Origin of the sequence: Viridibacillus sp. FSL E2-0187, from assembly GCF_038006425.1 — a bacterium.
GTDB lineage: Bacteria > Bacillota > Bacilli > Bacillales_A > Planococcaceae > Viridibacillus > Viridibacillus arvi.
This window is the reverse complement of the sequence record NZ_JBBOVG010000002.1, coordinates 380,314-404,122: the sequence shown is the minus strand read 5'-3', so window position 1 is coordinate 404,122 and position 23,809 is coordinate 380,314. Positions and strand designations below refer to the sequence as shown.

General features: G+C 36.8%; 27 protein-coding genes and 2 riboswitches. Of the genes, 15 read left to right on the top strand and 12 right to left on the bottom strand.

The features are described from left to right. Window positions 1-301: 301 nt before the first annotated feature. Window positions 302-1,294 (bottom strand): YecA family protein, encoded by a 993-nt coding sequence (locus tag MHH85_RS21215; RefSeq protein ID WP_340708418.1) that lies wholly within the window; start codon window positions 1,292-1,294, stop codon window positions 302-304. Between the two features lie 132 nt (window positions 1,295-1,426). On the opposite strand from MHH85_RS21215, the gene MHH85_RS21210 reads away from it, so the two are divergent. Next, window positions 1,427-1,900: a VanZ family protein gene (locus tag MHH85_RS21210; RefSeq protein ID WP_193741102.1), complete on the top strand. Its 474-nt coding sequence runs from the start codon at window positions 1,427-1,429 to the stop codon at window positions 1,898-1,900. A 55-nt stretch (window positions 1,901-1,955) separates the two neighbouring features. Here the strand turns inward: MHH85_RS21210 and MHH85_RS21205 are convergent, their stop codons facing one another. The 5 genes from MHH85_RS21205 to MHH85_RS21185 all read right to left on the bottom strand — a co-directional run bounded on the left by MHH85_RS21205 (window position 1,956) and on the right by MHH85_RS21185 (window position 7,854). Further along, window positions 1,956-3,287 (bottom strand): CoA-disulfide reductase, encoded by a 1,332-nt coding sequence (locus MHH85_RS21205; RefSeq protein ID WP_340708417.1) that lies wholly within the window; start codon window positions 3,285-3,287, stop codon window positions 1,956-1,958. A gap of 51 nt (window positions 3,288-3,338) precedes the next feature. Then, complete coding sequence (locus MHH85_RS21200) at window positions 3,339-4,814, bottom strand: PH domain-containing protein (RefSeq protein WP_340708416.1); 1,476 nt, start codon at window positions 4,812-4,814, stop codon at window positions 3,339-3,341. Beyond that, window positions 4,814-5,308, bottom strand: coding sequence for a PH domain-containing protein (locus tag MHH85_RS21195; protein ID WP_340708415.1), 495 nt, complete (start codon window positions 5,306-5,308; stop codon window positions 4,814-4,816). The genes MHH85_RS21200 and MHH85_RS21195 overlap by 1 nt, the downstream gene beginning before the upstream one ends. A gap of 89 nt (window positions 5,309-5,397) precedes the next feature. Next, window positions 5,398-6,255, bottom strand: coding sequence for a putative RNA methyltransferase (locus MHH85_RS21190; RefSeq protein WP_340708414.1), 858 nt, complete (start codon window positions 6,253-6,255; stop codon window positions 5,398-5,400). 228 nt (window positions 6,256-6,483) lie between these two features. Continuing rightward, window positions 6,484-7,854, bottom strand: coding sequence for an MATE family efflux transporter (locus tag MHH85_RS21185; protein ID WP_340708413.1), 1,371 nt, complete (start codon window positions 7,852-7,854; stop codon window positions 6,484-6,486). Window positions 7,855-8,022: 168 nt separating this feature from the next. Next, a riboswitch (TPP riboswitch) is annotated at window positions 8,023-8,127 on the top strand. Window positions 8,128-8,223: 96 nt separating this feature from the next. On the opposite strand from MHH85_RS21185, the gene tenA reads away from it, so the two are divergent. From tenA to thiW, 5 genes are read left to right on the top strand one after another with little or no spacing between them, the layout of a single operon-like run. Beyond that, complete coding sequence (tenA, locus tag MHH85_RS21180; protein WP_340708412.1) at window positions 8,224-8,913, top strand: thiaminase II; 690 nt, start codon at window positions 8,224-8,226, stop codon at window positions 8,911-8,913. Further along, window positions 8,913-9,722 (top strand): hydroxyethylthiazole kinase, encoded by an 810-nt coding sequence (gene thiM / locus MHH85_RS21175; RefSeq protein ID WP_340708411.1) that lies wholly within the window; start codon window positions 8,913-8,915, stop codon window positions 9,720-9,722. Before tenA ends, thiM begins: the two co-directional genes overlap by 1 nt. After that, the gene (gene thiD, locus MHH85_RS21170) at window positions 9,719-10,552 is read left to right on the top strand and encodes a bifunctional hydroxymethylpyrimidine kinase/phosphomethylpyrimidine kinase (protein WP_340708410.1); all 834 of its coding nucleotides are present in this window, start codon (window positions 9,719-9,721) and stop codon (window positions 10,550-10,552) included. Before thiM ends, thiD begins: the two co-directional genes overlap by 4 nt. Next, window positions 10,545-11,198, top strand: a complete 654-nt coding sequence (thiE, locus tag MHH85_RS21165; protein ID WP_340708409.1) for a thiamine phosphate synthase — start codon at window positions 10,545-10,547, stop codon at window positions 11,196-11,198. Before thiD ends, thiE begins: the two co-directional genes overlap by 8 nt. After that, window positions 11,195-11,686: an energy coupling factor transporter S component ThiW gene (thiW, locus tag MHH85_RS21160; protein WP_340708408.1), complete on the top strand. Its 492-nt coding sequence runs from the start codon at window positions 11,195-11,197 to the stop codon at window positions 11,684-11,686. The genes thiE and thiW overlap by 4 nt, the downstream gene beginning before the upstream one ends. Window positions 11,687-11,742: 56 nt before the next feature. Here thiW and MHH85_RS21155 read toward each other — a convergent pair whose 3' ends face one another. Next, a complete protein-coding gene (locus MHH85_RS21155; RefSeq protein ID WP_340708407.1) occupies window positions 11,743-12,669 on the bottom strand; it encodes a 1,4-dihydroxy-2-naphthoate polyprenyltransferase in 927 nt (308 codons plus the stop codon). Window positions 12,670-12,846: 177 nt separating this feature from the next. Next, window positions 12,847-13,449, bottom strand: coding sequence for a nitroreductase family protein (locus MHH85_RS21150; protein WP_193737759.1), 603 nt, complete (start codon window positions 13,447-13,449; stop codon window positions 12,847-12,849). A gap of 124 nt (window positions 13,450-13,573) precedes the next feature. On the opposite strand from MHH85_RS21150, the gene MHH85_RS21145 reads away from it, so the two are divergent. Then, complete coding sequence (locus MHH85_RS21145) at window positions 13,574-13,918, top strand: winged helix-turn-helix transcriptional regulator (RefSeq protein WP_340708406.1); 345 nt, start codon at window positions 13,574-13,576, stop codon at window positions 13,916-13,918. A gap of 66 nt (window positions 13,919-13,984) precedes the next feature. After that, window positions 13,985-15,820, top strand: a complete 1,836-nt coding sequence (gene asnB / locus MHH85_RS21140) for an asparagine synthase (glutamine-hydrolyzing) (protein WP_340708538.1) — start codon at window positions 13,985-13,987, stop codon at window positions 15,818-15,820. 8 nt (window positions 15,821-15,828) lie between these two features. On the opposite strand, the gene MHH85_RS21135 is transcribed toward asnB, so the two are convergent. After that, complete coding sequence (locus MHH85_RS21135) at window positions 15,829-16,551, bottom strand: alpha/beta fold hydrolase (RefSeq protein ID WP_193737760.1); 723 nt, start codon at window positions 16,549-16,551, stop codon at window positions 15,829-15,831. A gap of 295 nt (window positions 16,552-16,846) precedes the next feature. On the opposite strand from MHH85_RS21135, the gene MHH85_RS21130 reads away from it, so the two are divergent. The 5 genes from MHH85_RS21130 to MHH85_RS21110 all read left to right on the top strand — a co-directional run bounded on the left by MHH85_RS21130 (window position 16,847) and on the right by MHH85_RS21110 (window position 19,423). Beyond that, a complete protein-coding gene (locus MHH85_RS21130; RefSeq protein ID WP_340708405.1) occupies window positions 16,847-17,602 on the top strand; it encodes a DUF2087 domain-containing protein in 756 nt (251 codons plus the stop codon). A gap of 19 nt (window positions 17,603-17,621) precedes the next feature. Further along, window positions 17,622-17,966 (top strand): GIY-YIG nuclease family protein, encoded by a 345-nt coding sequence (locus tag MHH85_RS21125; protein WP_340708404.1) that lies wholly within the window; start codon window positions 17,622-17,624, stop codon window positions 17,964-17,966. Window positions 17,967-18,023: 57 nt separating this feature from the next. Then, a riboswitch (guanidine-I (ykkC/yxkD leader) is annotated at window positions 18,024-18,123 on the top strand. A 59-nt stretch (window positions 18,124-18,182) separates the two neighbouring features. Then, a complete protein-coding gene (locus MHH85_RS21120) occupies window positions 18,183-18,518 on the top strand; it encodes a DMT family transporter (RefSeq protein ID WP_053419076.1) in 336 nt (111 codons plus the stop codon). Continuing rightward, window positions 18,518-18,832, top strand: coding sequence for a DMT family transporter (locus MHH85_RS21115; RefSeq protein WP_053419075.1), 315 nt, complete (start codon window positions 18,518-18,520; stop codon window positions 18,830-18,832). Before MHH85_RS21120 ends, MHH85_RS21115 begins: the two co-directional genes overlap by 1 nt. Window positions 18,833-18,919: 87 nt before the next feature. Then, window positions 18,920-19,423, top strand: a complete 504-nt coding sequence (locus MHH85_RS21110) for a GNAT family N-acetyltransferase (RefSeq protein ID WP_340708403.1) — start codon at window positions 18,920-18,922, stop codon at window positions 19,421-19,423. 45 nt (window positions 19,424-19,468) lie between these two features. Here the strand turns inward: MHH85_RS21110 and MHH85_RS21105 are convergent, their stop codons facing one another. After that, window positions 19,469-20,227 carry an SDR family oxidoreductase gene (locus MHH85_RS21105; RefSeq protein WP_053419073.1) on the bottom strand — a complete coding sequence of 253 codons (759 nt, stop codon included), beginning with the start codon at window positions 20,225-20,227 and terminating at the stop codon, window positions 19,469-19,471. A 180-nt stretch (window positions 20,228-20,407) separates the two neighbouring features. Here MHH85_RS21105 and MHH85_RS21100 point away from each other — a divergent pair, with 180 nt between their 5' ends. After that, window positions 20,408-21,025: a TetR/AcrR family transcriptional regulator gene (locus tag MHH85_RS21100; RefSeq protein ID WP_193737762.1), complete on the top strand. Its 618-nt coding sequence runs from the start codon at window positions 20,408-20,410 to the stop codon at window positions 21,023-21,025. A 23-nt stretch (window positions 21,026-21,048) separates the two neighbouring features. Beyond that, the gene (locus MHH85_RS21095; protein WP_193737763.1) at window positions 21,049-21,486 is read left to right on the top strand and encodes a GNAT family N-acetyltransferase; all 438 of its coding nucleotides are present in this window, start codon (window positions 21,049-21,051) and stop codon (window positions 21,484-21,486) included. A 41-nt stretch (window positions 21,487-21,527) separates the two neighbouring features. Here the strand turns inward: MHH85_RS21095 and MHH85_RS21090 are convergent, their stop codons facing one another. Both MHH85_RS21090 and MHH85_RS21085 read right to left on the bottom strand, forming a co-directional pair. Beyond that, the gene (locus MHH85_RS21090) at window positions 21,528-22,412 is read right to left on the bottom strand and encodes a DMT family transporter (RefSeq protein WP_340708402.1); all 885 of its coding nucleotides are present in this window, start codon (window positions 22,410-22,412) and stop codon (window positions 21,528-21,530) included. Between the two features lie 412 nt (window positions 22,413-22,824). Continuing rightward, window positions 22,825-23,607: a tyrosine-protein phosphatase gene (locus MHH85_RS21085; RefSeq protein WP_340708401.1), complete on the bottom strand. Its 783-nt coding sequence runs from the start codon at window positions 23,605-23,607 to the stop codon at window positions 22,825-22,827. Window positions 23,608-23,809 lie beyond the last annotated feature (202 nt).

Genomic DNA, 23,809 nt, shown 5'->3' with positions numbered 1-23,809 from the left:
TTGGACAATACTTCTCATATTTTAAAGCTATAACAGACCTCTTAAGAATGCAAACTTTTTACTTTTTTTGCACTTTTAGAAATCCACCTTTATCTGCAAAACGAATGAGTATATAGAAAGTTAGAAGGTAGTTTGTATTGGTTTGGAGAAGCGGCTCGGCGCTCGCCCGCGGAAAGCGAGTAGTAAGCTTCGAATCAACCGATCTATCCTGTATAAAAATAAAAAGACTGTAGATAAATCCAAATTTCTTCGGAGTTGTCTACAGTCTAGAGCTGCTTCATTAATTGAAGTAGCTTTTTTGTTAATTATTTTTTTCAGTATAATAAGTCGTTAGCTCATTATAATATTTATTTAATGAAGATGGCGAAACCTCAAAGTTTTCAGCAATTTCTTTCACTGTCATTCCAAGTGGTTCAAATAATTTTTGTTCTTCACCAAAACGAATGGCACCTGCTGCAATTGCAACAGCCTTACGCGCTTTCGGTTGGCGCTCTACAACATAATCTTCTACAATTTCAAGAATTGGTCTTGGGTCTTGTCCTTTGCCTTCTAAAAACTCTAGAACACGTAAAAATACATCCGATTCAAAATCAGTAAATTCTCCACCTTCAAAGCCAGCTTCACCTAGCTCTTTCCAGAAGCTTAGGCTATTTCCTTTCCAATAAGCTTCTTCGTCTAAAGCCGATTGTGCTTTAAAAGTATCTGCTAATTTTCCGAATACAGCTTGATGATCTTTCGGGAAGAAAATCATACTTGATACCGCTAAATAATGCGATTCTTTATTTGAGCCGTCTGGCAAGATAAAGCAGAACACATGCACGCCTACAGGAACAGGCTTGTCACTTTCACGACGCAAATGTACAACTTCATCTGTTAAAATATTTCGCACCACCATATAATTCTCTTCAATTGCTGTTACTTCAGCAACCATCATTGTTGGATGATCCCAAGTGTTTAATACAGTTAAAGTCGAGGGGCGTACTACTTCTTTTTTCACTTTTTGCAAATACCCTTGCCAAATATCCGTTTTATCATGGAAGAAATATGCATCTAATGCAATGGCTTCAATCATATCTTCTAATAAATATTTGCCGACTGCATCATGCCATTTCTTCGCTACTTCAGCAAACTCAGGAATGTCGCTACGTAACGGATACTTATCATAAAATGTTTGCAATACTCGTTCTAATTCTTCTGCGTATACAGTTTCTACTGTGACTGCTTCTTTCTTCTCACAGCATTTTTTGTATTTCTTACCACTACCACATGGACACGGTTCATTACGTCCGGGCATTCTAACACGTCCTTTATCATTTAAGTGCTTTTTTAGCATAACATCTTTCATAAGATTACAAAAGGTTACAGTATAATTAGCATTTTCATTACGCCGACTGAAAATCCTGTCGATTTATGGTATGGTTCTTATATGAAAAAATTAATTCCATTACTCATGTTACTCTTAGTCATTTTCATCTCATCTAGTCAGAGCTATGAGCAGCAAACTATCGTACCAACATTACGTGAGTGGTTTCCAAATGAACCATTGAGACCTCTATTATCCCTATTTGAAATTCCCTATTGGGGCATAATTGTATCAGTAGACGAGCGCGGCTATTATTACTTTTTAGAATTCTTAATCCGAAAAGCTGCACATTTTGGCATGTTCGGATTGATAGCGATAACAATATTTATTGCTTTACCTAAACATAAATTCCGCCTATTCACCGCAGCCCTTCTGACATTTTCATTAGCGGCACTTGATGAACTTCATCAATATTTTACAACCGGTCGAACAGCTACTTTTCAAGATGTAATGTTAGATACAGCAGGTGCTGTCACATTTCTCATCCTTTTAAAATTCATACTAGTATTAACACGAAGAAAATCCGTAGAAGCTTAATGCCTCTACGGATTTTCACTTTATATAGAAGTTGGACTAAAACCAACTGTTTATCTCATGACTTTCTTTTTGCTATCTGTTGAATCGGATCCCAAACTCCGTTAAAAGGTGGTGCATAAGCAAGATCCAAGTCCAATAAATCATTCAGCGTCATCTCGTGATAAAGAGCTGTAGCAAAAACATCAATACGTTTATCTACACCATTTCCACCGATAATCTGTGCTCCAAACAATTTCTGCGTCTTTTTTTCATAGATAAGCTTCAATTGCATTTCCTGGTTTCCAGGGTAATAACCAGCAATATCTTTCGCTTTTTGCTTATGAACTTCGTAGTCGAATCCCAGCTCCACTGCCTCTTTTTCAGATAATCCTGTTCGACCTAAAGTTATATGAAAGAATTTCACAACAGAGGTTCCTACGATACCCTTGAACGTATTTGCACCACCGGCCATATTCATACCTGCAATACGCCCTTGTTTATTCGCAGTAGTGCCAAGTGGGATATAATCATCCTTCTGCTTAATACGATGAAAATGACTAGCACAATCGCCAGCGGCATAAACGTTTTCAAGACTTGTCTCCATATATGGATTTACCAGAATCGCGCCCTTTGAAGTCATGTGCATACCGGTTCCATCAAGAAAGTTTGTATTAGGTTTTACACCAATTGCTGCTAGTACAAAATCAGTCTCATACTCTCCCTTGTCAGTCACAACTGTTTGCACATGATCTTTTCCTTTAAAGCCTTTCACTTCTTCATTGAAAATTAATTCAATCCCATTTTGTCTTGCCTCTTCATGAATGAGCTCTGCCATATCTCGATCAAATATATTAGCTAACTGATTACCACGTTGAATAATACGTACCTTTTTCCCAAGTTCCACTAAACTTTCAGCCATTTCTAAACCTATGTAACCACCTCCAATGATGGTTACCTGTTTAACAGAATCATTCAAATCATTTAAAATAGCCTTTGTATCAGGAATAGTTTTTAACGTATGAATCCCAGCTAATTCATAACCCTCAAAGTCGGGGAAAATAGGGTTAGCACCCGTAGCAATAAGTAAACGGTCATATGGAATATGGAAGCTTTCATCCGTCTCAAGCACAACACCAGATACTATTTTCGCCTCTGAATTGATATTTGTTACATTATGCCCTGTTCTAGCATCAATACCATATTTCGTTCGAAAAGTTTCTACACTCCGTGCGATCACATTGTCTGTCGATGGGATTCGTCCAGAAATAACATAGGGCAAACCACATTGTCCATAAGAGTAAATATGCCCCTTATCCAATGTTGTAACTTCTGCTTGTTTATCGCGACGTACAATTTCCATAGCTGCGCTCATACCCGCAGCATCCCCGCCAATAATTACATATTTCATAATCATTCACCTCTTCTTCCATTATTCCCACTCTATGCGCATTAAAACTACTTATTGCATTTTGACTTCTTTGGTTCTATCTACATACCAGCTGTAAAACTCAGATGCAGCCTCATGAGGCACATCAAGAAGCTCCTTATGTAGCACTGGTTTTGCTCGGTTTACCGTTTTAATTGAAGCTAACTTGAAGTACCGTTGCAACTTCGACCGTTCTGTCTTCACTTCAATAACTTGACTACGTTTTGTAATAAATAATACAGTAGAAAATCCACCTGTTTTCATTTGAATAAATGACTGATTCAGTAAATATCGGCTATTTTTATAATCTAATATGCGTGAAGAATATATAATTAGAAGTAATACTACAGAAACCCACCACAATGAAGGCTTGAAATACCAAATTAATGCCGTTGCAATAAGCCAAATATAGCTTGGACGAATCATACGAATCCAAAATGCTTTTTTCGGCAATTCATGCATACTTTCTACTACTTGATAATCTGGAAGTAACTCACTTATCAATGTATATGCCTTTCTCACGGGTAAAAATGGATAAAGTGTATTCGACTCTACCTCCCCAATTGTAGTGTTTCCGGCACTAATTAGTTTTACCTCAGCTAGTCCGAGAAGTCTCTTCATGAAAGATTGCGAAATCTCAACAGCCTGTATCTTCTCTTTGCGAATTGAAAAAATTGATTCATCTAAGACACCTTTTTTAATATAAACCTTCTGAGTATCCGATGAAATTTCATACTTGCCATACTTAATAAAGGTATGAACCATACCAATCGCAATGGAAATAAGTAGTACGCCCATTAATATAGCCGCTAAGATTGCCCACCCCCATTTCAAAGTATTCGTCACTTCATCTCTAAATACATCGAGCTTAATAACATCATCCAGTTTAAAAATGATTGGAATTAAAATTAAAAAACTAAGTGAAGTAAAAGACGCCTTCACCAAATCCTTTTTTGTCGGTGTAAAATGGATCACTTTTTTATCTTTCTTCTCTGGTTCTACAACCACAACTTGCTCTTCAAACAACTCATCTGATGATTGTTCAATAATTTCCTTCCGTTCACGTGTTTCTGTAACTGCGCTCTCTATACTTTCTGCTTCTACTCTAGAAATTACGTCAAATGTAATGGAGCTTTCATCACCAACAGTTGCTGTTTCTAGAGTTAATGACGTTACTTTAAAAATTTTATGAAAAACAGTCGTTTGGCGTTGGACATTCTGCACTTTTAAAAATGGAATAGTCCTCTCACTTTTCGAAAAAATCCCCGACTTAATATAGAAAGCATCATTCTTTATCACATATCTATATGTTATCCATTTACCAATACTTAAAAAAAGCATTATCACAACATAGCCCAAGAATATCCATTTCGCTGTTTGAATCCACCATTTTTCAGAACCCATATTTAATAAAAAAAGAAATATAAAAAAGATTATATTACTTTTAACTAGTTTATACAGATCGAATATTAGTACAAGCGGATGTAATCTTTTCAATGGTTGCGTCATCATTCCACTTCCTTAATTTTTGCATAATGCGCAATTTGATCCCGTAATTCAAATGCCTCTTTCTTAGAAACGGCAGGGATTACATGTTCTGTTCCCATAGTACCAATCTGAATTGAATACAAATCGTATTTGCGCATTAACGGCCCTTGAATTAATTCTACAGACTGCACCTTTGTCATTGGAACTAATTCATTAACTTCTTTAAAAGCCCCATACTTTAATTGAATAAATTCCTCATTTACATCATAACGCCAATACTTTTGCATAAAACTCGGTTTAAAAAAGATTTCCCAAATTGCAGTCAAGAAAGTTGCTACTATAAGCGCTAAGACAATCCATCCAATCCATTCTTTCCACTCAAAGTGAATATGTAAATAGTAGAGGACTCCAAGTACAGCTATAATCCCTGTATTTGTTAATGTTTCAGTCATACGCCAAACCTTTACAGCTTCTCTCGAAATACAGCGCTGTGGCGCTTCAATCTTTAAATACATCCAACCACTCCTTCTTTACTATTACGTCTAATATAAGGAAAAAGTTTCTAAATAAAAATATCCCCCGCTAATAAAGGCGGAGGACGGTTTTACATTTTCCCAATTAATATATCTAAATCAATCGTAATTTCAGTTAAATTTGTGGTTACATCATCACTTTTTTGATGCCAGCCCATTGGTGTCATATGCATTAATAAAGGCACCAACTCCTGATTTATTGCTATTGTTTGTGTAATACGCTTTACTTCAACCTCTTGGAAATTCTCCTTGAACCGCTCTACAGTAAGTTCATTTGAATAAGATTCCTTTTCAGAATCTGCAAAGAATAAAGCACGTAATTGCTGTAAATATCCACTTTGTGGTACAACTTTAATAACCAACCCATTCGGCTTCAAAAGTCGTTTAAACTCAGTGTAATTTGCAGGTGATAAAATATTTAATATTGCATTAAAACTCACTTGTTGATACGGACTTTTTGCTAGGTCGCCGACACACCAAATCATGTCATTATAATTCCGTCCTGCTGCAATAATTCCTTCTTTTGCGATATCAATACCTACTCCAACAAAGCTGTTATCAGATTGCTCCTCGAATTTATTTTTAATACTTGCTAAATGTGATCCTTCTCCGCAACCTGTATCTAATACGGCAACATTAGTATTCATCTGCTTCAGTAAATCACAAACCTCTGTATGCATCGGTGCATACAATCCACTTTCAATAACCTGCTTACGCGCTTCAAATAAATCTTTGCCATACATTGAAGTCGCAGCATGTGTCATGAAATTTACATAGCCTTGTTTTGCAATATCGAAAGAATGTCTATTATCACAAACAACACTACAATCATCCGTCACCGTCATCTCACCCCCACAAATTGGACAAGCGAACAGCTCTTGATTCTCTCTCATATAATTAGCACTCGCTACTTTTCTCGGCAATGCCATGCCAAACACCTCGTTCATTAATCTTCTTTACCAAGTATACAAAACAAAGTGTTGATTGGCTAAGGATAAAATATCAAGAGGCGTGCATAAACATCTTGATAATAGGAATTATTACGAACAGTAAGTAATCTTTTTACAATAAAAAAAATCACTGATGACTTATGCCATCAGCGATTAAAATATCAAGAAATACTAATATATTTCTTACAAAATTCGCATCTAATCAATTTATTTCGTTTTATCAGGTGCAACGAGAGCATATCTTTCCCAGCGGCGACTTTTCCATCTAAAGAAAACAAGAATAGCTCGGAACCATTCATCTGCTGCAATTGCCAACCACACACCTATTAAACCCATGTCTAATTGGAATACAAGTAAATAACCTAGTGGTAAGCTCATACAAACCATCGAGAAAAATCCAATGATTAACGGATATTTGGCATCACCTGAAGCACGCAATGAATTAATAATCGTAATATTAAATGTACGTCCTGTTTCTAACAAAATACTACACACTAACACTGCCGCACCAATTTTTATAACCTCTGGATTATCAGTAAATAGACGCATCAATGGATAGCGGAAAATAACGACCACTGTGACCATCACTAATGTGAATATAATCGCCCATCTTATGCTAACCCATAACTGTTTATACGCTGCATCCTTTTCATTAGCTCCAACATATCGGCCAACCATAATAGCAGTTCCTGTACCAATTGCTATGGCAAATAAATAGGTGAACATTGAAATATTATAAGCATATTGCCGAGCTGCTAGTGATTCTGCACCTAAATACGTTACATAGTATAAGAAGACAATTTGGCAGCCTTGGTACATCACCTGCTCAAATGCAGATGGTAGCCCAATTTGTAAAATCTTACCGATGTATTCTTTTGATAACGACACGTAGTATTGCAATTTAATACGTACCTCTAGCGCTTGATACAATAGCCAAAAGAATACTAGTAGAGCTAAAACACGGCTGACGACCGATGAAATTGCCGCACCTTGTACTCCTAATTCAGGGAAGCCAAATTTACCGAAAATCAAAACATAGTTTCCTATTACGTGAAAAATATTCATTCCAAGTGATACATACATCGTCTGTTTAGTCCAACCATGCACACGAATAATCGCTGCTAACGAGTTGATGATTGCTTGTAGGAAAATAGCTCCCCCAACAATGAATAAATATTTACTAGCGTACTCAAGAACATCACCTTGTAAATTCATTGCAATCATAATATTTTTCGAGAAAATCACGAAAGCGACACTCATTATTAACCCAATAACTAAATTCAAGGAAACGGCTAGTGCTGAAATTTTAGCTGCTTCCAAATAACGCTTAGACCCTAAATATTGAGCAACAACAATCGATGCTCCGTTTCCTATTACTTCTAAAATTAATATTGCTATATGAATATATTGATTGGCCGCTCCTACTCCTGATACTGCATCATCAGACAATGCACTCAGCATAAATGTATCAGCAAGCCCCATTAACATAAATAAAAATACTTCTAAAAAAATCGGCCAAGTTAAATGAAATAAATTTAATTTCACTTCAGGCTCTTTCACAGTTGCTGTTGCCCCCATCTAAACACCTTGCTTCCCACTATAAAATTCAGACAATTTGTATCTTAACATAGAATTCGGCTCATTTCTATGACCTAATACCATTTATTACAATCTATTTACTTTGCTTAATTGCACCTTGCTAATTCCAATAATTATGTTATATTGATGTTGAAAACTAAATCGCTTTTTAACCACTAGGGGAGTCATTTAATTGGCTGAGACGCAGAATGCTGCGGACCCTTAGAACCTGATCTGGCTCATACCAGCGGAGGGAAGTGGCGCTATCAGTCTATTTTGTTTTATTGAAAATGATTGCTCGCCGCCTACTGACACAGATCAGGGGCGGCTTTTTGTTTTCAAAAACAAAAGAATTTGGGGTGCATAAAGATGACATTTTGTGAAGAAGTAAGACAAGAATGTAATGATTTATGGGAAGGTAGCTTTCAACATCCGTTTGTAAAATCATTAGCAGCAGGTACTTTGCCACTCGATATTTTTCAATATTACGTACAACAAGATGCTTATTATTTAACCCACTTTGCAAAGGTGCAAGCACTAGGAGCAGTAAAGGCAAATGATTTACATACTACACAACGTTTTGCCAAACATGCTGAATCTACATGTATCGCTGAGTTGTCACTTCATGAGCAATTTTTTACTATGTTAGAAATTACAGATGAAGAGCTTACGGCATTTGAGCCTGCACCGACAGCATATGAATATGTATCTCATATGTATCGTTCTGCAAACAATGGTGATTTAGCAGATACTCTTGCTGCAATACTTCCTTGCTACTGGCTTTACTATGAAATCGGTGAACGCCTAAAAGATTCAAAACCTAATCACCCTATTTATGATAAATGGATTCAAACATATGGTTCTGAGTGGTTCGGAGAATTAGTAGAAGAACAAATTAATCGCATGAATGAACTTGCCGAAGACTTACCTCCTGCACGTATTCAACAACTAAAAGAACATTTCCGTAAAAGTAGTTATTATGAATGGCATTTCTGGGAAATGGCATGGACGAAAGAACAATGGACAATTGGGTATTACGAAAAGGAGTTGACTAAATAATGGGTCAACAACATTTTCTTGAAAAGTTACGTGTCAAAAAACCGCTAGTCCACAATATTGCCAATATCGTTGTTGCCAATTTCCAAGCTAATGGTCTTCTCGCTCTAGGTGCTTCCCCTATGATGGCAGAGGGAATCGAGGAAGTAGCTGACATGGCTGCTCTAGCAGACTGTACAGTTCTTAACATCGGTACTCTTGATCAAGGAACTGTTTTATCCATCATTGAGGCCGGTAAAAGTGCCAACAAAAAAGGTATTCCCGTTGTTCTTGACCCAGTTGGCGTAGGTGCTAGTGAGTTTCGTAGGAACTCCGTGACAACCATTTTAAAGGAAGTCCAGGTGACGGCTATCCGCTGTAATGTAGGTGAACTTGCTACACTCGGTAATATCGAATGGCAATCAAGGGGAGCTGATGCTGGTGAAGGTCAAATAGATGTACAACTGACTGCTAAACAAGTTGCTAAACGGCTTAACTGTATTGTTGCAGTCACTGGTGTTGAGGATTCCGTAACCGATGGCCAAACGATAATTCAAATAGATGGTGGGCATGACTTAATGCCACTAATTACAGGCTCCGGGTGCTTGCTTAGCGCGGTGACGGGTGCATTTCTTGCTGTTTCTGAAGGCCATCATTTGCAAGCAACAGCTAATGCTCTCTCATTTTACAAACAAGTTGGAGAAAGGGCTGCAAAAACAGCCAATGCTCCGGGCACATTTGCAGTTGAAATGATTAACAGTTTATATTCTCTTACTTCAGAAGATTTACGTGACAATATTAAAATTGTAGAAAAAGAGGATATTCAAATATGACAAGTGTTGCTATGACAATCGCAGGTTCCGATAGTGGTGGTGGTGCAGGTATCCAAGCCGATTTAAAAACATTTCAAGAGCTTGGTGCATTTGGTACGTCTGCAATCACAGCAGTGACTTCACAAAATACACTAGGTGTTCACGACGTTTATGCCTTAGAAGTTAACAATGTAGTCAGCCAAATCAAAGCTGTCCTTGATGACTTTAAAGTAGGAGCTATTAAAACTGGGATGCTTTTTTCAGCAGAAATCATCCACGGAGTAGCTAAAACATTAAAAAGTTATGACCTTCCAATGCTCGTCATTGATCCAGTCATGATTGCAAAAGGCGGGGCATCACTTCTATTAAATGAAGCTGTTCACTCGATGAAAAATGAGCTACTACCACTCGCAACCATTATTACACCTAATATTCCTGAAGCTGAAGTACTCACAGGTTTAACAATTAGATCAGATAGTGATGTAGAGAATGCTGCAAACCAGCTAATTACAATGGGTGCTAAAGCCGTTGTCTTAAAAGGTGGGCACCGCGATACAAAAGATTATGCGGAGGATTTATTTTTATCAGCAAAAGGTGAACGATTCATTATGCGTTCTGAAAGAATCGACACGAAAGATACACACGGTACAGGCTGTACATTCTCAGCCGCTATTGCAGCTCGTTTGGCACAAGGTTTCACCGCTTCAGATGCAGTAATCGATGCGAAATATTTTATACAGGCCGCTATAGCGAATGGACTACAATTGGGCACTGGTCATGGCCCGACAAATCATTGGGCCTATCGTAAAATTTCAGAAAAGTCTCGAAAGGAAGTTATGATCATTGAATAGAGAACAACTTCAATTATATTTCATTATGGGGAGTCAAAATGTCGAAGAACACGACCCGCTCGTTGTTTTAGAAGAAGCTCTTCGTGGCGGCATTACCCTCTTTCAATTCAGAGAAAAGGGAGAAAATGCACTCACCGGGGAAGATAAATTAAATTTTGCTAAAGCATGCCAAGCCCTTTGTAAAAAATATCATATACCTTTCATTGTCAATGACGATGTAAACTTAGCAATCGCTCTAGATGCAGATGGTGTGCACGTCGGCCAAGATGACACTAGTGCTAATGCAGTACGAGAAAAGATTGGTCTAAATAAAATTCTAGGTGTTTCCACTCATTCATTAACAGAGGTGACTGCTGCAATAAATGCAGGTGCTGATTATGTTGGTATTGGACCAGTTTTCGCTACTACCTCCAAGCCAGATGCTAATTACCCTGCTGGTACAACTTTAATTGAACAAACGGCTGTTACTTATCCTTCCTTACCTATTGTTGGTATTGGTGGTATCACAATTGATAATTGTCAAACAGTTATCAAAGCAGGAGCAGATGGTGTTTCGCTCATCTCTGCTATCGCAACACATGAAGAACCATTTGTAGCCACACGACAATTACTACATGTCTTACAACAGGTGGCGAAAATTACATGACTTCACGCAAAACGGCAATAGCTATGTTTGTCACTATTGCCGTTGCAGGATCTGTTTTTGTATCATTTCCAGCAGGTATTGCACGTGCTTATCCTATTCAACATGCTGTAAATGTCCTAGCTGCTGTAATGCTAGGACCTGGCCCCGCTGTTCTAATTGCATTTTTTGCAGGACTTATTCGGCTAATAACCGGCACTGGTTCATTACTCGCATTTCCTGGTAGTATGATCGGAGCCTTTTTAGCAGGCATGCTCTACAAGCATTACGGTAAAGTATGGCTAGCGGCCGTGGGAGAAGCTGTTGGTACTGGTATACTCGCTTCATTGGTGGCAGTACCATATGCCAAAATTTTAATGGGCACTTCATTTACGGTTCTATTCTTTATGCCTGCTTTTCTTGTATCAAGCGTTAGCGGTGCTTTGTTTGGTTGTATTATTGCAGCTCGCCTAAAGGAAACAAAGTTTGCCCATCAATTACAAAAGCACTGAATATGCCCATAAAAAAACTGTCCACAATCTCAATTGATTGTTAGACAGTTTTTAATTTAGGATAAGTAACTTAATACTAGTCCTACCGACAATAAAAATCCAAAGAATGTATTCGTCAGTGCAGTCGATTTCATTGCAATCCCCTGCTTAGCAGGATCATTTACACCCTCTTTAAATGCCTTAATTGCCTGTATTGGTTTCGGAATACTTATAAATACAACAAGTAACCATGGACTAACCGTACCAATAATAACAAGTACAATTATCCATACATAGGACACGACAAATGAAAACGCTAGTAAATTTACAGCCTTTTCACGTCCTAGTAAAATAGCTAGTGTTTTACGCCCACCAATTGTATCTTCCTTAATATCACGTATGTTGTTCGACATATTAATGCCTCCAACTAATATCCCTAGTGGAATCGACACTAATAAACTAGTCATACTAACGGTTCCAGCTTGTATAAAGTATGAAATTAATACAAATCCAATCCCCATACTAAGACCTGCAAACAGTTCCCCAAGCGGTGTATATGCTATTGGGTATGGTCCACCGGTATATAAGTAACCGATTGCCATTCCTACTGCACCTATCGCTACTAGCCACCAACTACTATTCATACAAATAAAAATACCAAGTACAACAGCAACTCCATATAGCGCTAATGCAAAAGCTAGTACTGTAGAAGGTTTAGTACCGTGCCGTACAAGGGCACCACCAATCCCTACAGAATCAGCTGTATCTAATCCACGTTTGAAATCATAGTATTCATTGAATAAATTTGTTGCAATCTGTAGTGCTAAACAGCACACAAGCATTGCTACAAATAATAGCAAGTCTATTCTTACATCAAACACAGCAAGCACTGTCCCTAGAATGACTGGTACGAATGTCGCTGTCAATGTATGTGGGCGAGTAAGTTGCCACATCAATTTAGCTGTACTAATCTCTTCTATATTTTGATTACGATTTTGACTCATAATCTACTTCCTTTCATATTAAACTACAACTACTCTATATTAACTGATTTTCAGATATCACGCCAAAGGGGAAATTTCTAATTAATTGAGTAGAACTTTTATAGAGTACTTGATTCGCATAAACAACAAAAAAGCTGCTCCGAATTCGTAATTAGGAGCAGCTTTAAAATCTATAATTTATTTAAAGACTTTCACTCGGTCTTCAACAGGGGAAAATTGTTTTTCCCCAGCTGCAACAACCGGTTTACCGAAAGGCATTTCAGCAAGTAATTTCCAATCTAAAGGAATATTCCACTCGCTTTTCACTTCATCATCAATTAATGGATTGTAATGTTGTAATGAGGCACCAAAACCTTCTTGTTCTAATGCAGTCCATACTACATATTGCACCATACCTGATGATTGTAAAGACCAAATTGGGAAGTTATCAGCATATGAAGGGAATTTCTCTTGCAAGCCTTTTACAATAGATTGGTCTTCAAAAAATAGCACAGTACCATAACCTGCACCGAACATGTTCATTTTTTCTTCAGTTGGTGAAAAATCATTAGCCGGTACAACTTGGCGCAAAGTTTCAGTCGTGATACTCCATAATTTTGAATGTTGCTCACCTAACAAAACAACTGCACGAGCTGTTTGAGAATTAAATGAAGATGGGGTATGTTTTACTGCATGTTCAACAATTTCTTGAATACGTTCATCAGATACGATTGCTTCATTATTAATTACATATATGCTACGACGTTCCTCTACAGCTGTTGCAAAATCTTTTTTAGTCACTTTAAATCCTCCAATTAATGTATATTTCTTAACCAAATTCAATTATGATGTATCTAGTTACTAATTGTAAGTAGGCACATTAATTAAACATAGTATCAAAAAGGATACTAATGGGAGGTTACACATGTTAAACGGACAAAAAAATCCGAGTCAATGCCAAATGGTCGTTGCCCTAAACATGATTGTCGGCAAATGGAAACCTATTATTTTAGATCACTTATTACATGGCGAAGCACTTAGATTTAATGAATTAAAAAAACTCATTCCAGATATCACTCAACGAATGCTCACAATGCATCTACGTGAATTAGAAGAACAAGATATCCTAACACGTACGGTATACCCACAAGTACCTCCAAAAGTAGAATATCAAATCACCGAATATGGGATGACACTCCAGCCTATTTTAACAACAATGCAAGCGTGGGGTGCAAAGCATATTGAACATATGAAAGAAAAAGAACAATAACACACGCACATCCTCCGCCCAGTTTGCATACATTATGTAACGACTAGAAGCAGAGGATGTGAAATGATGTGTGGTATCACAGGATGGGTAAATTTCAAAAAGGATTTACGATTGCATCAAAATGTTTTACATACCATGACTAAAACATTAAAAAAACGGGGCCCAGATGCAGAAAATATTTGGACTGAAACACATGCAGCATTTGGACATCAAAGGCTCATCGTCATCGATCCAAGTGGTGGCGAGCAACCAATGACCCGCTCAAAAAACGGCACTAACTACACAATGGCCTATAATGGAGAACTCTATAATACAGACGAATTGCGTCGTGAACTACAAAAGCGCGGCTACCACTTTTCATCTAACTCAGATACTGAAGTTTTACTAATAAGCTATATTGAATGGCAGGAACAATGTGTCGATCATCTAAATGGAATCTTCGCCTTTGCTATTTGGGATGATAATTCTGAAAAGCTCTTCATTGCGCGAGATCGACTTGGCGTAAAACCACTTTTTTATACAGAACAAAACAGTGGCTTATTATTTGGCTCTGAAATAAAAGCTCTACTTGCACACCCAGATATTCAACCAATCATTAAACACGATGGACTCGCTGATGTTTTTAGTCTGGGACCTTCTCGTACTCCAGGCAAAGGAATATTCAACAATATACATGAATTACGTCCTGCTCACGCGCTTACTTTTACGAAAAGCGGTCTTCGTATTTGGCGATACTGGAATGTTAAAAGTTCAGAGCATACAGATTCCTTTGAACAGACCGTGACCAATGTGCGTGACCTTGTGACAGATGCAGTGGAGCGACAACTCGTTTCCGATGTTCCCCTATGTACTTTCTTATCAGGAGGATTAGATTCCAGTATCATTACAGCAATAGCAGCAAATAAATATAAAAAAGATGGTAAAGAAGCTCTTCATACCTATTCCATAGATTACGAAGATAATGCTAAGTTTTTTGAATCGAATGATTTTCAAGTCTCCACAGATGCTTTCTGGATTCAAAAAATGACCGAAACGTTTAAAACCGTACATCATTCAGAAATAATTACACAACAAGAGCTCATTGATTATTTGAAAGAAGCAGTGCATGTACGTGATGTTCCAGGTATGGCTGATGTGGACTCATCATTATTATGGTTTGCAAAAGTAGTTAAAAAAGACTTCACTGTTGGTTTGTCAGGTGAATGTGCAGATGAAATATTTGGAGGTTATCCTTGGTTTAAACAGTCTTTCTCCAGCTTCCCATGGATTCGATCAATTGATGAACGAGAATCTGTTCTACGCACTGAGTGGCAGCAAAAGCTTAATATCCCAGACTATATGCAAAATGCCTATGAAGTATCAATTGCCGAAACACCTCGACTTGACGGAGAAGCACCAGAAGACGCAAAACGACGTGAATTGTTCTATCTCAACATGATTTGGTTTATGACGACATTATTAGAGCGCAAGGACCGTATGAGTATGGGTGCGGGTCTTGAAGTGCGAGTTCCGTTTGCAGACCATCGCCTCGTTGAATATATGTGGAATATTCCCTGGGAAATGAAATCAACAGGTAATATGGAAAAAGGCCTTTTGCGAAAGGCAATGGAAGAGCTTTTGCCAAAAGAAGTGCTCTATCGACAAAAGAATCCATATCCAAAAACATATCACCCTGCTTACACAGCTGGTGTCCAACAATGGCTTAAAGAAATTCTCCAAGATAAAAACTCAATCCTACATGAATTCTTTGACCGTAAACGTCTAGATAGCCTCATAGAATCCGGTGGCACTTCATTTAAAGTCCCTTGGTTTGGGCAATTAATGGCCGGTCCTCAGCTTCTCGCCTATTTAGCGCAAATTCATACTTGGTTTGAAGATTATCAGATTCAGATTAAGGGCTAAAAAAGGCGCTATTTTAGCGCCTTTTTTATTTTCGTCAAAAACTGTTCCATCAAAATTGTATAAACTTCTGGCTGTTCATTATGAACTAGATGAGCTGCAAACGGAATGATTGCTGGATGAATATTTTTATTCTTTTGTGCATAGTTAATTGCACCCTTCACTTCATTTATCTGACCTTCACCTGCTAAATGTAGTGTGGGGCAATTTAAATAAGCTAACTCTCTCGTTATTTCAAATGGGTACCAATTCACATCACGAACCAAATAAATCATTTGAAGCCAATCAGATGTATGTATTGAGTTAAAGTAAGCTAAAGTTTCTTCATTCTGTAAAAGCTGTGATTGAAATGCAACATCCTGTTCGTGCAACGATAACCAATTTTCTGGTTTTTCAGGAGTTATGCCCGAAATAATTAATGAGGATAACCTTTCTGGATATAATTTAGCAAAAACAGTCGCAACAATTGCGCCCAATGAAGCACCTACCAGGTGAACCCGATCTAACCCTAAGTGATCAAAAGTTTCTAATAGGTCTTTTGCTGATACATTAAAATAGTTAGTAAAATCATTCGATGTGGATTGCCCATGGCCTCTTAAATCAGGAGATATAACTTTATAATTCTTATTAAAAAATGCTTGTTGATATTCGAAATCTAATTTCCCCGTTTGCAAACCTGTATGTAAAAAAACAATAGTTTCTCCTTCACCGCTAACATTTGTATGTAAAAGCATATTATTTCACTCCCAAATCAATTTTTTAATGGTTCAACTTAAATCGTTCATTTCTTATCAACACTTCAGTTTAGAAGCTAATTACTAAAATATTAACGAGAAGCTCTCGCCTTCCACATCTTCTCCATCTGCATTTTGAATCGTTTTAACATAATTATCCTTATCTATTCTCTCCATTATAATCAGATTGTTAATCATTGACAAATAACAAACGATTATGTAATATGTTTATAAATAAACAAACATTATATATAAAAGTTTAAAAATAAAAATCAAGAATTGAAGGTGTTTAAATATGGAGAACTCAGAACTATTTTGGAATGCATCAATCGATCAACTAAAAAAGGGCTATTCAGAAGATGCACATTGTTACACTTGCCTTCTTTGTGGAGAAAAAATAGAAAAGGGAATTATTTATCCTCAAAATGACGTACTGTATGAAGCAGAGAAATATATGCAAATGCATATTAAAGAAACACATCAATCTGTTTTTGCATATTTAATCGGACTTAATAAAAAGATGACCGGCCTCACTGAGCATCAAAGCAATTTATTAGGTCTATTTTATGCAGGGAAAACTGATGCTGAAGTACAGCAAGAATTAGAAATCGGTAGTGCCTCTACAATCCGTCATCATCGATTTGCCTTAAAGGAAAAGGAACGCCAAGCAAAAACGTTTTTAGTCATGATGGAGCTATTAAAAGAAAAAGATATGAATGCACCTACATTCGTACCTGTACACAAAACTGCTACGATGGTTGATGACCGTTATAATATCACCAACAAAGAGCAGGATGAAGTTTTAAATAAACTTTTCCCTGAAGGCACAAATGGACCTTTGTTACGCTTTCCGAAAAAGGAAAAACAAAAACTTATTATCCTACGTGAAATTACAAATCGCTTTGAGATGGAAAGTACTTATACAGAAAAAGAAATTAATGCTATTCTCATGCCAATCCATGACGACTATGCTATGATTCGTCGCTATTTAATCGAATATGGCTTTTTAGATCGTAAAGCAGATGGCAGTGCATATTGGATTAAAAAATAAAGAAAGCAGGTAGTTAATAGTGGACCGTCAAAAAGAACTCAAACAACTTTATAAAGAAACCCCTATCCAATCAGGTGTTTATAAAATTACTAACACAGCAAATAAAAAAATCTATATCGGCAGTACAAATAATTTAAAGAGATTAAATGGTGTACAATTTATGCTGAAGATGAATAACCATACTAATAAGGCTCTACAAGCAGATTGGAACAAATTTGGTGAAACTTCATTTGAAATTGAAATTCTTGAAGTGTTGAAGAAAAAAGAAGAAGGATTCTTCGATACGAAGAGAGAATTAGCAAAACTTGAAGAGCAATGGATTGCTAAATTAGAACCATTTGGTGAACGCGGTTATCTCGATTAATAACCTTCTCACTTGAATTTCCCGCCCCTTTTTATTACAATTTAATTAACTTGATACAACAATGATTTCTAGGGTTCCGTAGCATATTGCTAGCCTGGTCCGAGAGAAATCTCATAGCTATATAGCTATGCCACGGAAGGATAAAAGCCTGGGAGACTACTGATAATTCAGTATCTCTTGGGCTTTTTTTATCGAAAATTAGAAAGGATGAATGAGTTGAACAAACATTGGTTAATTGTAATTGTTGCGTCTGTTTTTGAAGTGTTATGGGTTATCGGATTAAAACACTCATATGATGTTTGGACTTGGGGAGGTACTGCGTTTGCCATAGTCTTTACCTTTTATTTATTACTAGTAGCAGGACGTTATCTTCCTGTTGGCACGGTATATGCCGTTTTTGTAGGACTTGGTACTGCTGGAACTGTCATTACAGGCATTTTGTTTTTCGATGAGCCATTTAAAATCTCGAAAATTTTACTCATTATTTTATTGCTTATCGGTGTGATGGGATTGAAGATTGTCACAGATGATAAAAAAGAGGAGGCAGAATAATGGCTTGGATCGCGTTAATTGTAGCAGGATTTTGTGAGGTTTTCGGAGTAGCAATGATGAACAAATGGCAGTATGAAAAGAAAGCAACTATTATGTTAAGCCTAATCGCTGGCTTTACAATTAGCTTTTCTTGTCTATCGTATGCTATGAATACAATTCCTATGGGCACTGCCTATGCTATCTGGACAGGAATCGGCGCATCTGGCGGAGCATTGATTGGGATTTTCTTTTTTGGTGAATCAAAAGATTGGAAACGTATTGTTTTCATTACGATGGTGCTAAGTGCAGCAGTCGGACTAAAACTCGTTTCTTAATATATTTTCAGATAATTAAACTTTTTCTGCGCTTTATGGAATATAATATTTTCAAGCATTGAAATCTATTATAAATGAGGCAACCATATGGCAGAACAAGTGATGATTGATGCAATGAAACCCACCGATTGGGACCAAGTTAGAGCTATTTTTATTGAAGGGATTGAAGGCGGTAATGCAACATTTCGCACCACTCCTCCTACATGGGAGCAATGGGACGCTGGACATTTAAATGAATGTCGTTTTGTCGCACGTGTGGATGGAGAAATTGTTGGATGGATTGCACTTAGCCCCTTTTCCAATAATACATTCCACAAAGGTGTGACAGAGGATAGCATATATATTAGTAATCGTGCTCAAGGAATGGGCGTTGGTACTAAGCTATTAAAAAAATGTATCGAAGAAAGTGAAAAGAGTGGTATTTGGACAATCCAGGCACAAATTTTCTCTGAGAATGCCTCGAGCATACATCTACATCAGAAATTCGGCTTCAGGGAGGTTGGCGTACGCGAACGCTTTGGTCAGTTAAATGGTGTGTGGAGAGATGTTACCTTACTTGATAGAAGAAGTACCATTGTCGGTCAAGACTAAATAAGACACCGTTTCTATTAGGAAACGGTGTCTTATTTCTATATATTAGTAAGCTGTCCAACCTGCATCTGCAACAATTACTGTTCCATTTACAAAGCTAGAGTCCTCAGATCCTAAGAATAATGCTACTTTTGCAATTTCATCCGGTTGACCAACTCGTGGGTTAATATTTAATCCTGACATTGCTCGTCCAACACCAAATTCATTAATGTTCGTCATTGAACTATTAATATTTGTTTCTACTGCTCCCGGTGCAATCGCATTACAGCGAATTCCATCATTTGCATACATGAACGCCGTATTTTTCGTGAAACCAACAACTGCATGTTTGGAAGCTGTATAAGCTGCTCCTGCGCGAGTTCCGTTTAAGCCACCTGCCGACGCGACATTTACAATTGTTCCCTTTTTCTTTTCTAAGAAAATAGGTAAAACTTTACGTGTCGCACGCATTACGCTCGTTGTATTAATAGCAAAAATTCTCTCCCATTGATTATCTTCAATATCAGCTGCTGCTTCGAAATTGTCCATTATTCCAGCATTATTTACAAGAATATCAACTGTTCCATAAAGGCTCACTGTTGTATCGATTAAGTTCTGAATATCTTCTTCTTTAGCTACATTTGCCACTACTGCTGTTGCTTCCCCACCATTAGCTTTAATTTCCGCAACCGCTACATCCGCAGCTTCTGCATTAATATCTGATACGATTACCTTTGCTCCCTCTTGTGCATATAAAGTCGCAATTGCTTTACCCATCCCTGAAGCAGCTCCTGTTACAACTGCAACCTGTCCTTGAAGTTTCATATAGACTTCCCCCTACTATTATAGTAATCAACAGATGTTTAATACACCTCATCTATTTATAGTATAATGTGGTTTAGATACGCCATTCAATCAGCAAATCACAGGACTTTTGTTGAATAAGCAACAGTTGATTAGGTATTTGTTCATTAATCTAAAATATTGAACAGCGGAGGCACGTTTATGTCTACAAAAAATTCTATAGTTGATAAACGAATTATTAAATCTAAAATAGCATTAAAAGAATCCTTACTTTCTTTAATGCAAAATAAGGATTTCAAAGCTATCACTATTACTGATATTGTACAACTTGCAGATCTCAACCGCGGTACCTTCTATAAACATTATCATTACAAAGAAGAGCTATTGAATGAGATTATTGAGGATGTTGTGGCAGATTTAATTATTTCCTATCGTGAACCGTATAAACAAGTAAAAAAATTTGTAATTAGAGAACTCAATTCATCTGCTGTGAAAATTTTCGAACATGTTGAAAAACACTCAAGTTTCTACACGCTTATAGTTAAATCAAATGTTTTATATGGCTTTCAAAATAGAATTTGTATAGAGTTGAAAAGACTAGCTCTAGAAGATCTTTCGAATATATATACTAACACTAATAATAAAATAGATAATAATTTACTTGCCAGTTATACTTCATATGCTATTTTAGGCATGATGATAGAGTGGGTGAAGGAGGGGTTTCAACACTCCTCCTCATACATGGCAGAACAATTAATAGAGATTCTTAACACAGCACCTGTTAAAATAACTTATAGAACTAACCCAATTTCTGAATAGAAAAGTAGAGGAGCTGAATTATAATGAAAACGCACAAAATCACAACACAAGAAGACTTGCAAAAAGCATTTGATATTCGAGTTAAAGTATTTGTAGAGGAACAAAAAGTACCTGCTGAAGAGGAAATCGATCAATTCGACCATCTTGGCGGAGAATGCCACCATATTCTTGTTACAGATGATGAAGATCAAGCAGTCGGCACTGGCCGTATCCGCTTAGTTGAAGGTGTTGGCAAAATACAACGTGTCGCTATTCTTGAAGAATATCGTAAACTTGGATTAGGCAGAGTTATTATTCAAGCTTTAGAGGATATCGCTTCAAAAGAATTAGGTGCTTCTAAAGTGAAATTGGATGGCCAAGTTCAAGCACAAGGTTTCTATGAAAAATTAGGCTATCACGTGGCATCTGATATTTTCCTAGATGCAGGTATTGAACATGTATTAATGATAAAAGAAGTCTAAGACTCAAAAGAGCTGTCCCATATAACCTGGGACAGCTCTTTTTATACTTGTGACAATTCAGCAATCTTCTTACTTGGCTTAACTAGCGTATAAATAATACCTGCGAAAATAAGTACTATTCCAGCAGTTTGTATCAAAGTAGGTCGGAAATCTAAAATTGCAATATCCAATAAAATTGCAACAACTGGATCAACAAAAACTAATGCAGACACCACAATTGTCGGCAACTTGCGTAAGCTATCAAAAAATAAATAATAAACAAAGCCAGTATGTATTAACCCCGTCCCTAAAATGTACATCCAATTTGAAGTTGTCAGTCCTTCAAATACCCCATAATCCATAAACGGTAATAAAATGACAATCCCAACCGCTGTCTGTACAAACGTCATTGCATAGGCACTTAAGTGAGTTATGCCCTTTCCTACAAACATCGTTAATGCGTAACAAATTGCAGACAACATGGCCCAGACAAACCCTGAAGTGAACAATGCTTTAAAAGATGTAAACTGATCTAATCCGATAATAAAAATACTACCAAGGAAACATACAATAACGGCTAAGATCGCTTGAACTGTCATTTTTTCCTTTAAAAATAAACTCCCCATAATCAACACAAAAATAGGCGCTAAATTATAAATCGTAATAGCTACTGAAATAGACATGTCTTGAAATGCTTTAAATAAAAACACCCAGTTTAATACTAAAAACACACCACAAATAAGTGTCTGGATTATTTCCTTACGTGACCACTGTTCTGTTTTATGACCGCCAGTAAAAAACCATATTCCTCCTAAAAATAATGTCGCACAAATACAGCGGACGAATACTAGCTCCTCTGCTGGAATTCCTGTATTCACTGTAAAAAAACCGATAGAACCGAATAACGCCATCGCAATAGTCATCTTGAACATTGCCGCTATATTCATAACATTACAACCTTTCCTATAATTTTAATATTATGTTAATTAATTTATATCATACCATTTATCATATTTTTAACCTTTATTCAGTTATTACTAGTTTTAAAACACAGAAGATATATATAATATAATTACTATTAATTTATCTAGAACTCGTATTGAAACAATTCAAACCGATTCATCAGACACCTCTGAATCAACCGCTATCAGCTATGGCAACTTAAAAGACAGTGCAACAACATTCGAAAATGAAGGTGAAGCTTTTGAGAACATTGTTACATCTGTAGACCAAGTAAATGCTCAAATGGCAGAAACACTGCACCGCGCCGTTCATAAATTTAAAATCTAAAAATATTAAAACTCTCTATTACCTTATTAATTTCCCGGTAATAGAGAGTTTTAAGTTTACTTTATAAAATTATTCCAAACAATATTCTTGTATTGCCTTCCTTTTTACCTCTGTCAGCCCAAATTCTTTTTCAAAAAATGTACTATAATTTCCATAACGCTTTTTAATGGCATCAAAAGTAGCTTGTAAATATCTCTCTTTAGCACTCATAATATCACCAAAATGCTGTAATTGTTCTGAATTTAAATGTTGCGATAACATAGGAATCATCGCATCTTGTACTGGCTTCATACAATCATTTGTTATTAAATAATCCTGCATTACAACGTCTTCATCTACACCTAAGACAAGTAAAATAAGTGCTCCACCCACACCTGTGCGATCCTTCCCTACCGCACAATGATGTAATAATCCAAGATTTTCAGGATCCTGGATAATGTCCATTAAACGCTTATACGATGGATTATCCAACGGTAAATGTCCATAGAGCTCCGTAAATACGTCTGCATTAACAGTTTGTAGAAACGCTCGATTATCCATTTCCTTCAAAGAAGAAGTTGGCATTTTAAACCCTACATCACCTTTAGCAGGAATTCGCTCATTGTGTACATTTTCTAACAGGGGATCAGGCTTCGCTTCTGCCTCTTTATCATCTCGATAATCGAAAACCGTTTTAATTCCTAAAGTTTTAAAAAGTTCATGGTCAGCTGTAGTCATCTTATGTAACTCGCCCGAGCGGTAAAATACTCCGTACTTCACTTTGCGACCATCTGCCGCAGGGTATCCCCCCATATCTCTGAAGTTCACAACTTGTTCAAAAGGTAACACACGATTCCCATTATCTATAGACATATTATATCCCACTCTCGTTAATTTTTAGAATATTCCCTACAAATAAGAGTAGCATTTTTCGTAGAAAGAAGGAATTTTTAAAGCAACTACTTCAAATTAAGACTTTTAAAACGATAAAAGAATATGACAATAAACTAATTACAATTCCCTATACTTTATATCTTTTAGACTAATACTTGTTGACTATTCATTGTTTTTCCAT

What these genes read in the sequence shown, in the direction of transcription:
- MHH85_RS21135 (WP_193737760.1), bottom strand. Translation starts at nt 16,551, where the DNA reads ATGCTTTTACATACAAATGTTAGCGGTGAAGGAGAAACTATTGTTTTT.
- MHH85_RS21205 (WP_340708417.1), bottom strand. Translation starts at nt 3,287, where the DNA reads ATGAAATATGTAATTATTGGCGGGGATGCTGCGGGTATGAGCGCAGCT.
- MHH85_RS21090 (WP_340708402.1), bottom strand. Translation starts at nt 22,412, where the DNA reads ATGAATATAGCGGCAATGTTCAAGATGACTATTGCGATGGCGTTATTC.
- MHH85_RS21100 (WP_193737762.1), top strand. Translation starts at nt 20,408, where the DNA reads ATGTCTACAAAAAATTCTATAGTTGATAAACGAATTATTAAATCTAAA.
- MHH85_RS21200 (WP_340708416.1), bottom strand. Translation starts at nt 4,814, where the DNA reads ATGACGCAACCATTGAAAAGATTACATCCGCTTGTACTAATATTCGAT.
- MHH85_RS21185 (WP_340708413.1), bottom strand. Translation starts at nt 7,854, where the DNA reads ATGGGGGCAACAGCAACTGTGAAAGAGCCTGAAGTGAAATTAAATTTA.
- MHH85_RS21095 (WP_193737763.1), top strand. Translation starts at nt 21,049, where the DNA reads ATGAAAACGCACAAAATCACAACACAAGAAGACTTGCAAAAAGCATTT.
- MHH85_RS21115 (WP_053419075.1), top strand. Translation starts at nt 18,518, where the DNA reads ATGGCTTGGATCGCGTTAATTGTAGCAGGATTTTGTGAGGTTTTCGGA.
- MHH85_RS21130 (WP_340708405.1), top strand. Translation starts at nt 16,847, where the DNA reads ATGGAGAACTCAGAACTATTTTGGAATGCATCAATCGATCAACTAAAA.
- MHH85_RS21110 (WP_340708403.1), top strand. Translation starts at nt 18,920, where the DNA reads ATGGCAGAACAAGTGATGATTGATGCAATGAAACCCACCGATTGGGAC.
- MHH85_RS21195 (WP_340708415.1), bottom strand. Translation starts at nt 5,308, where the DNA reads ATGTATTTAAAGATTGAAGCGCCACAGCGCTGTATTTCGAGAGAAGCT.
- MHH85_RS21145 (WP_340708406.1), top strand. Translation starts at nt 13,574, where the DNA reads ATGTTAAACGGACAAAAAAATCCGAGTCAATGCCAAATGGTCGTTGCC.
- MHH85_RS21210 (WP_193741102.1), top strand. Translation starts at nt 1,427, where the DNA reads ATGAAAAAATTAATTCCATTACTCATGTTACTCTTAGTCATTTTCATC.
- thiD (WP_340708410.1), top strand. Translation starts at nt 9,719, where the DNA reads ATGACAAGTGTTGCTATGACAATCGCAGGTTCCGATAGTGGTGGTGGT.
- tenA (WP_340708412.1), top strand. Translation starts at nt 8,224, where the DNA reads ATGACATTTTGTGAAGAAGTAAGACAAGAATGTAATGATTTATGGGAA.
- asnB (WP_340708538.1), top strand. Translation starts at nt 13,985, where the DNA reads ATGTGTGGTATCACAGGATGGGTAAATTTCAAAAAGGATTTACGATTG.
- thiW (WP_340708408.1), top strand. Translation starts at nt 11,195, where the DNA reads ATGACTTCACGCAAAACGGCAATAGCTATGTTTGTCACTATTGCCGTT.
- MHH85_RS21155 (WP_340708407.1), bottom strand. Translation starts at nt 12,669, where the DNA reads ATGAGTCAAAATCGTAATCAAAATATAGAAGAGATTAGTACAGCTAAA.
- thiM (WP_340708411.1), top strand. Translation starts at nt 8,913, where the DNA reads ATGGGTCAACAACATTTTCTTGAAAAGTTACGTGTCAAAAAACCGCTA.
- MHH85_RS21085 (WP_340708401.1), bottom strand. Translation starts at nt 23,607, where the DNA reads ATGTCTATAGATAATGGGAATCGTGTGTTACCTTTTGAACAAGTTGTG.
- MHH85_RS21105 (WP_053419073.1), bottom strand. Translation starts at nt 20,227, where the DNA reads ATGAAACTTCAAGGACAGGTTGCAGTTGTAACAGGAGCTGCTTCAGGG.
- MHH85_RS21215 (WP_340708418.1), bottom strand. Translation starts at nt 1,294, where the DNA reads ATGCCCGGACGTAATGAACCGTGTCCATGTGGTAGTGGTAAGAAATAC.
- MHH85_RS21190 (WP_340708414.1), bottom strand. Translation starts at nt 6,255, where the DNA reads ATGGCATTGCCGAGAAAAGTAGCGAGTGCTAATTATATGAGAGAGAAT.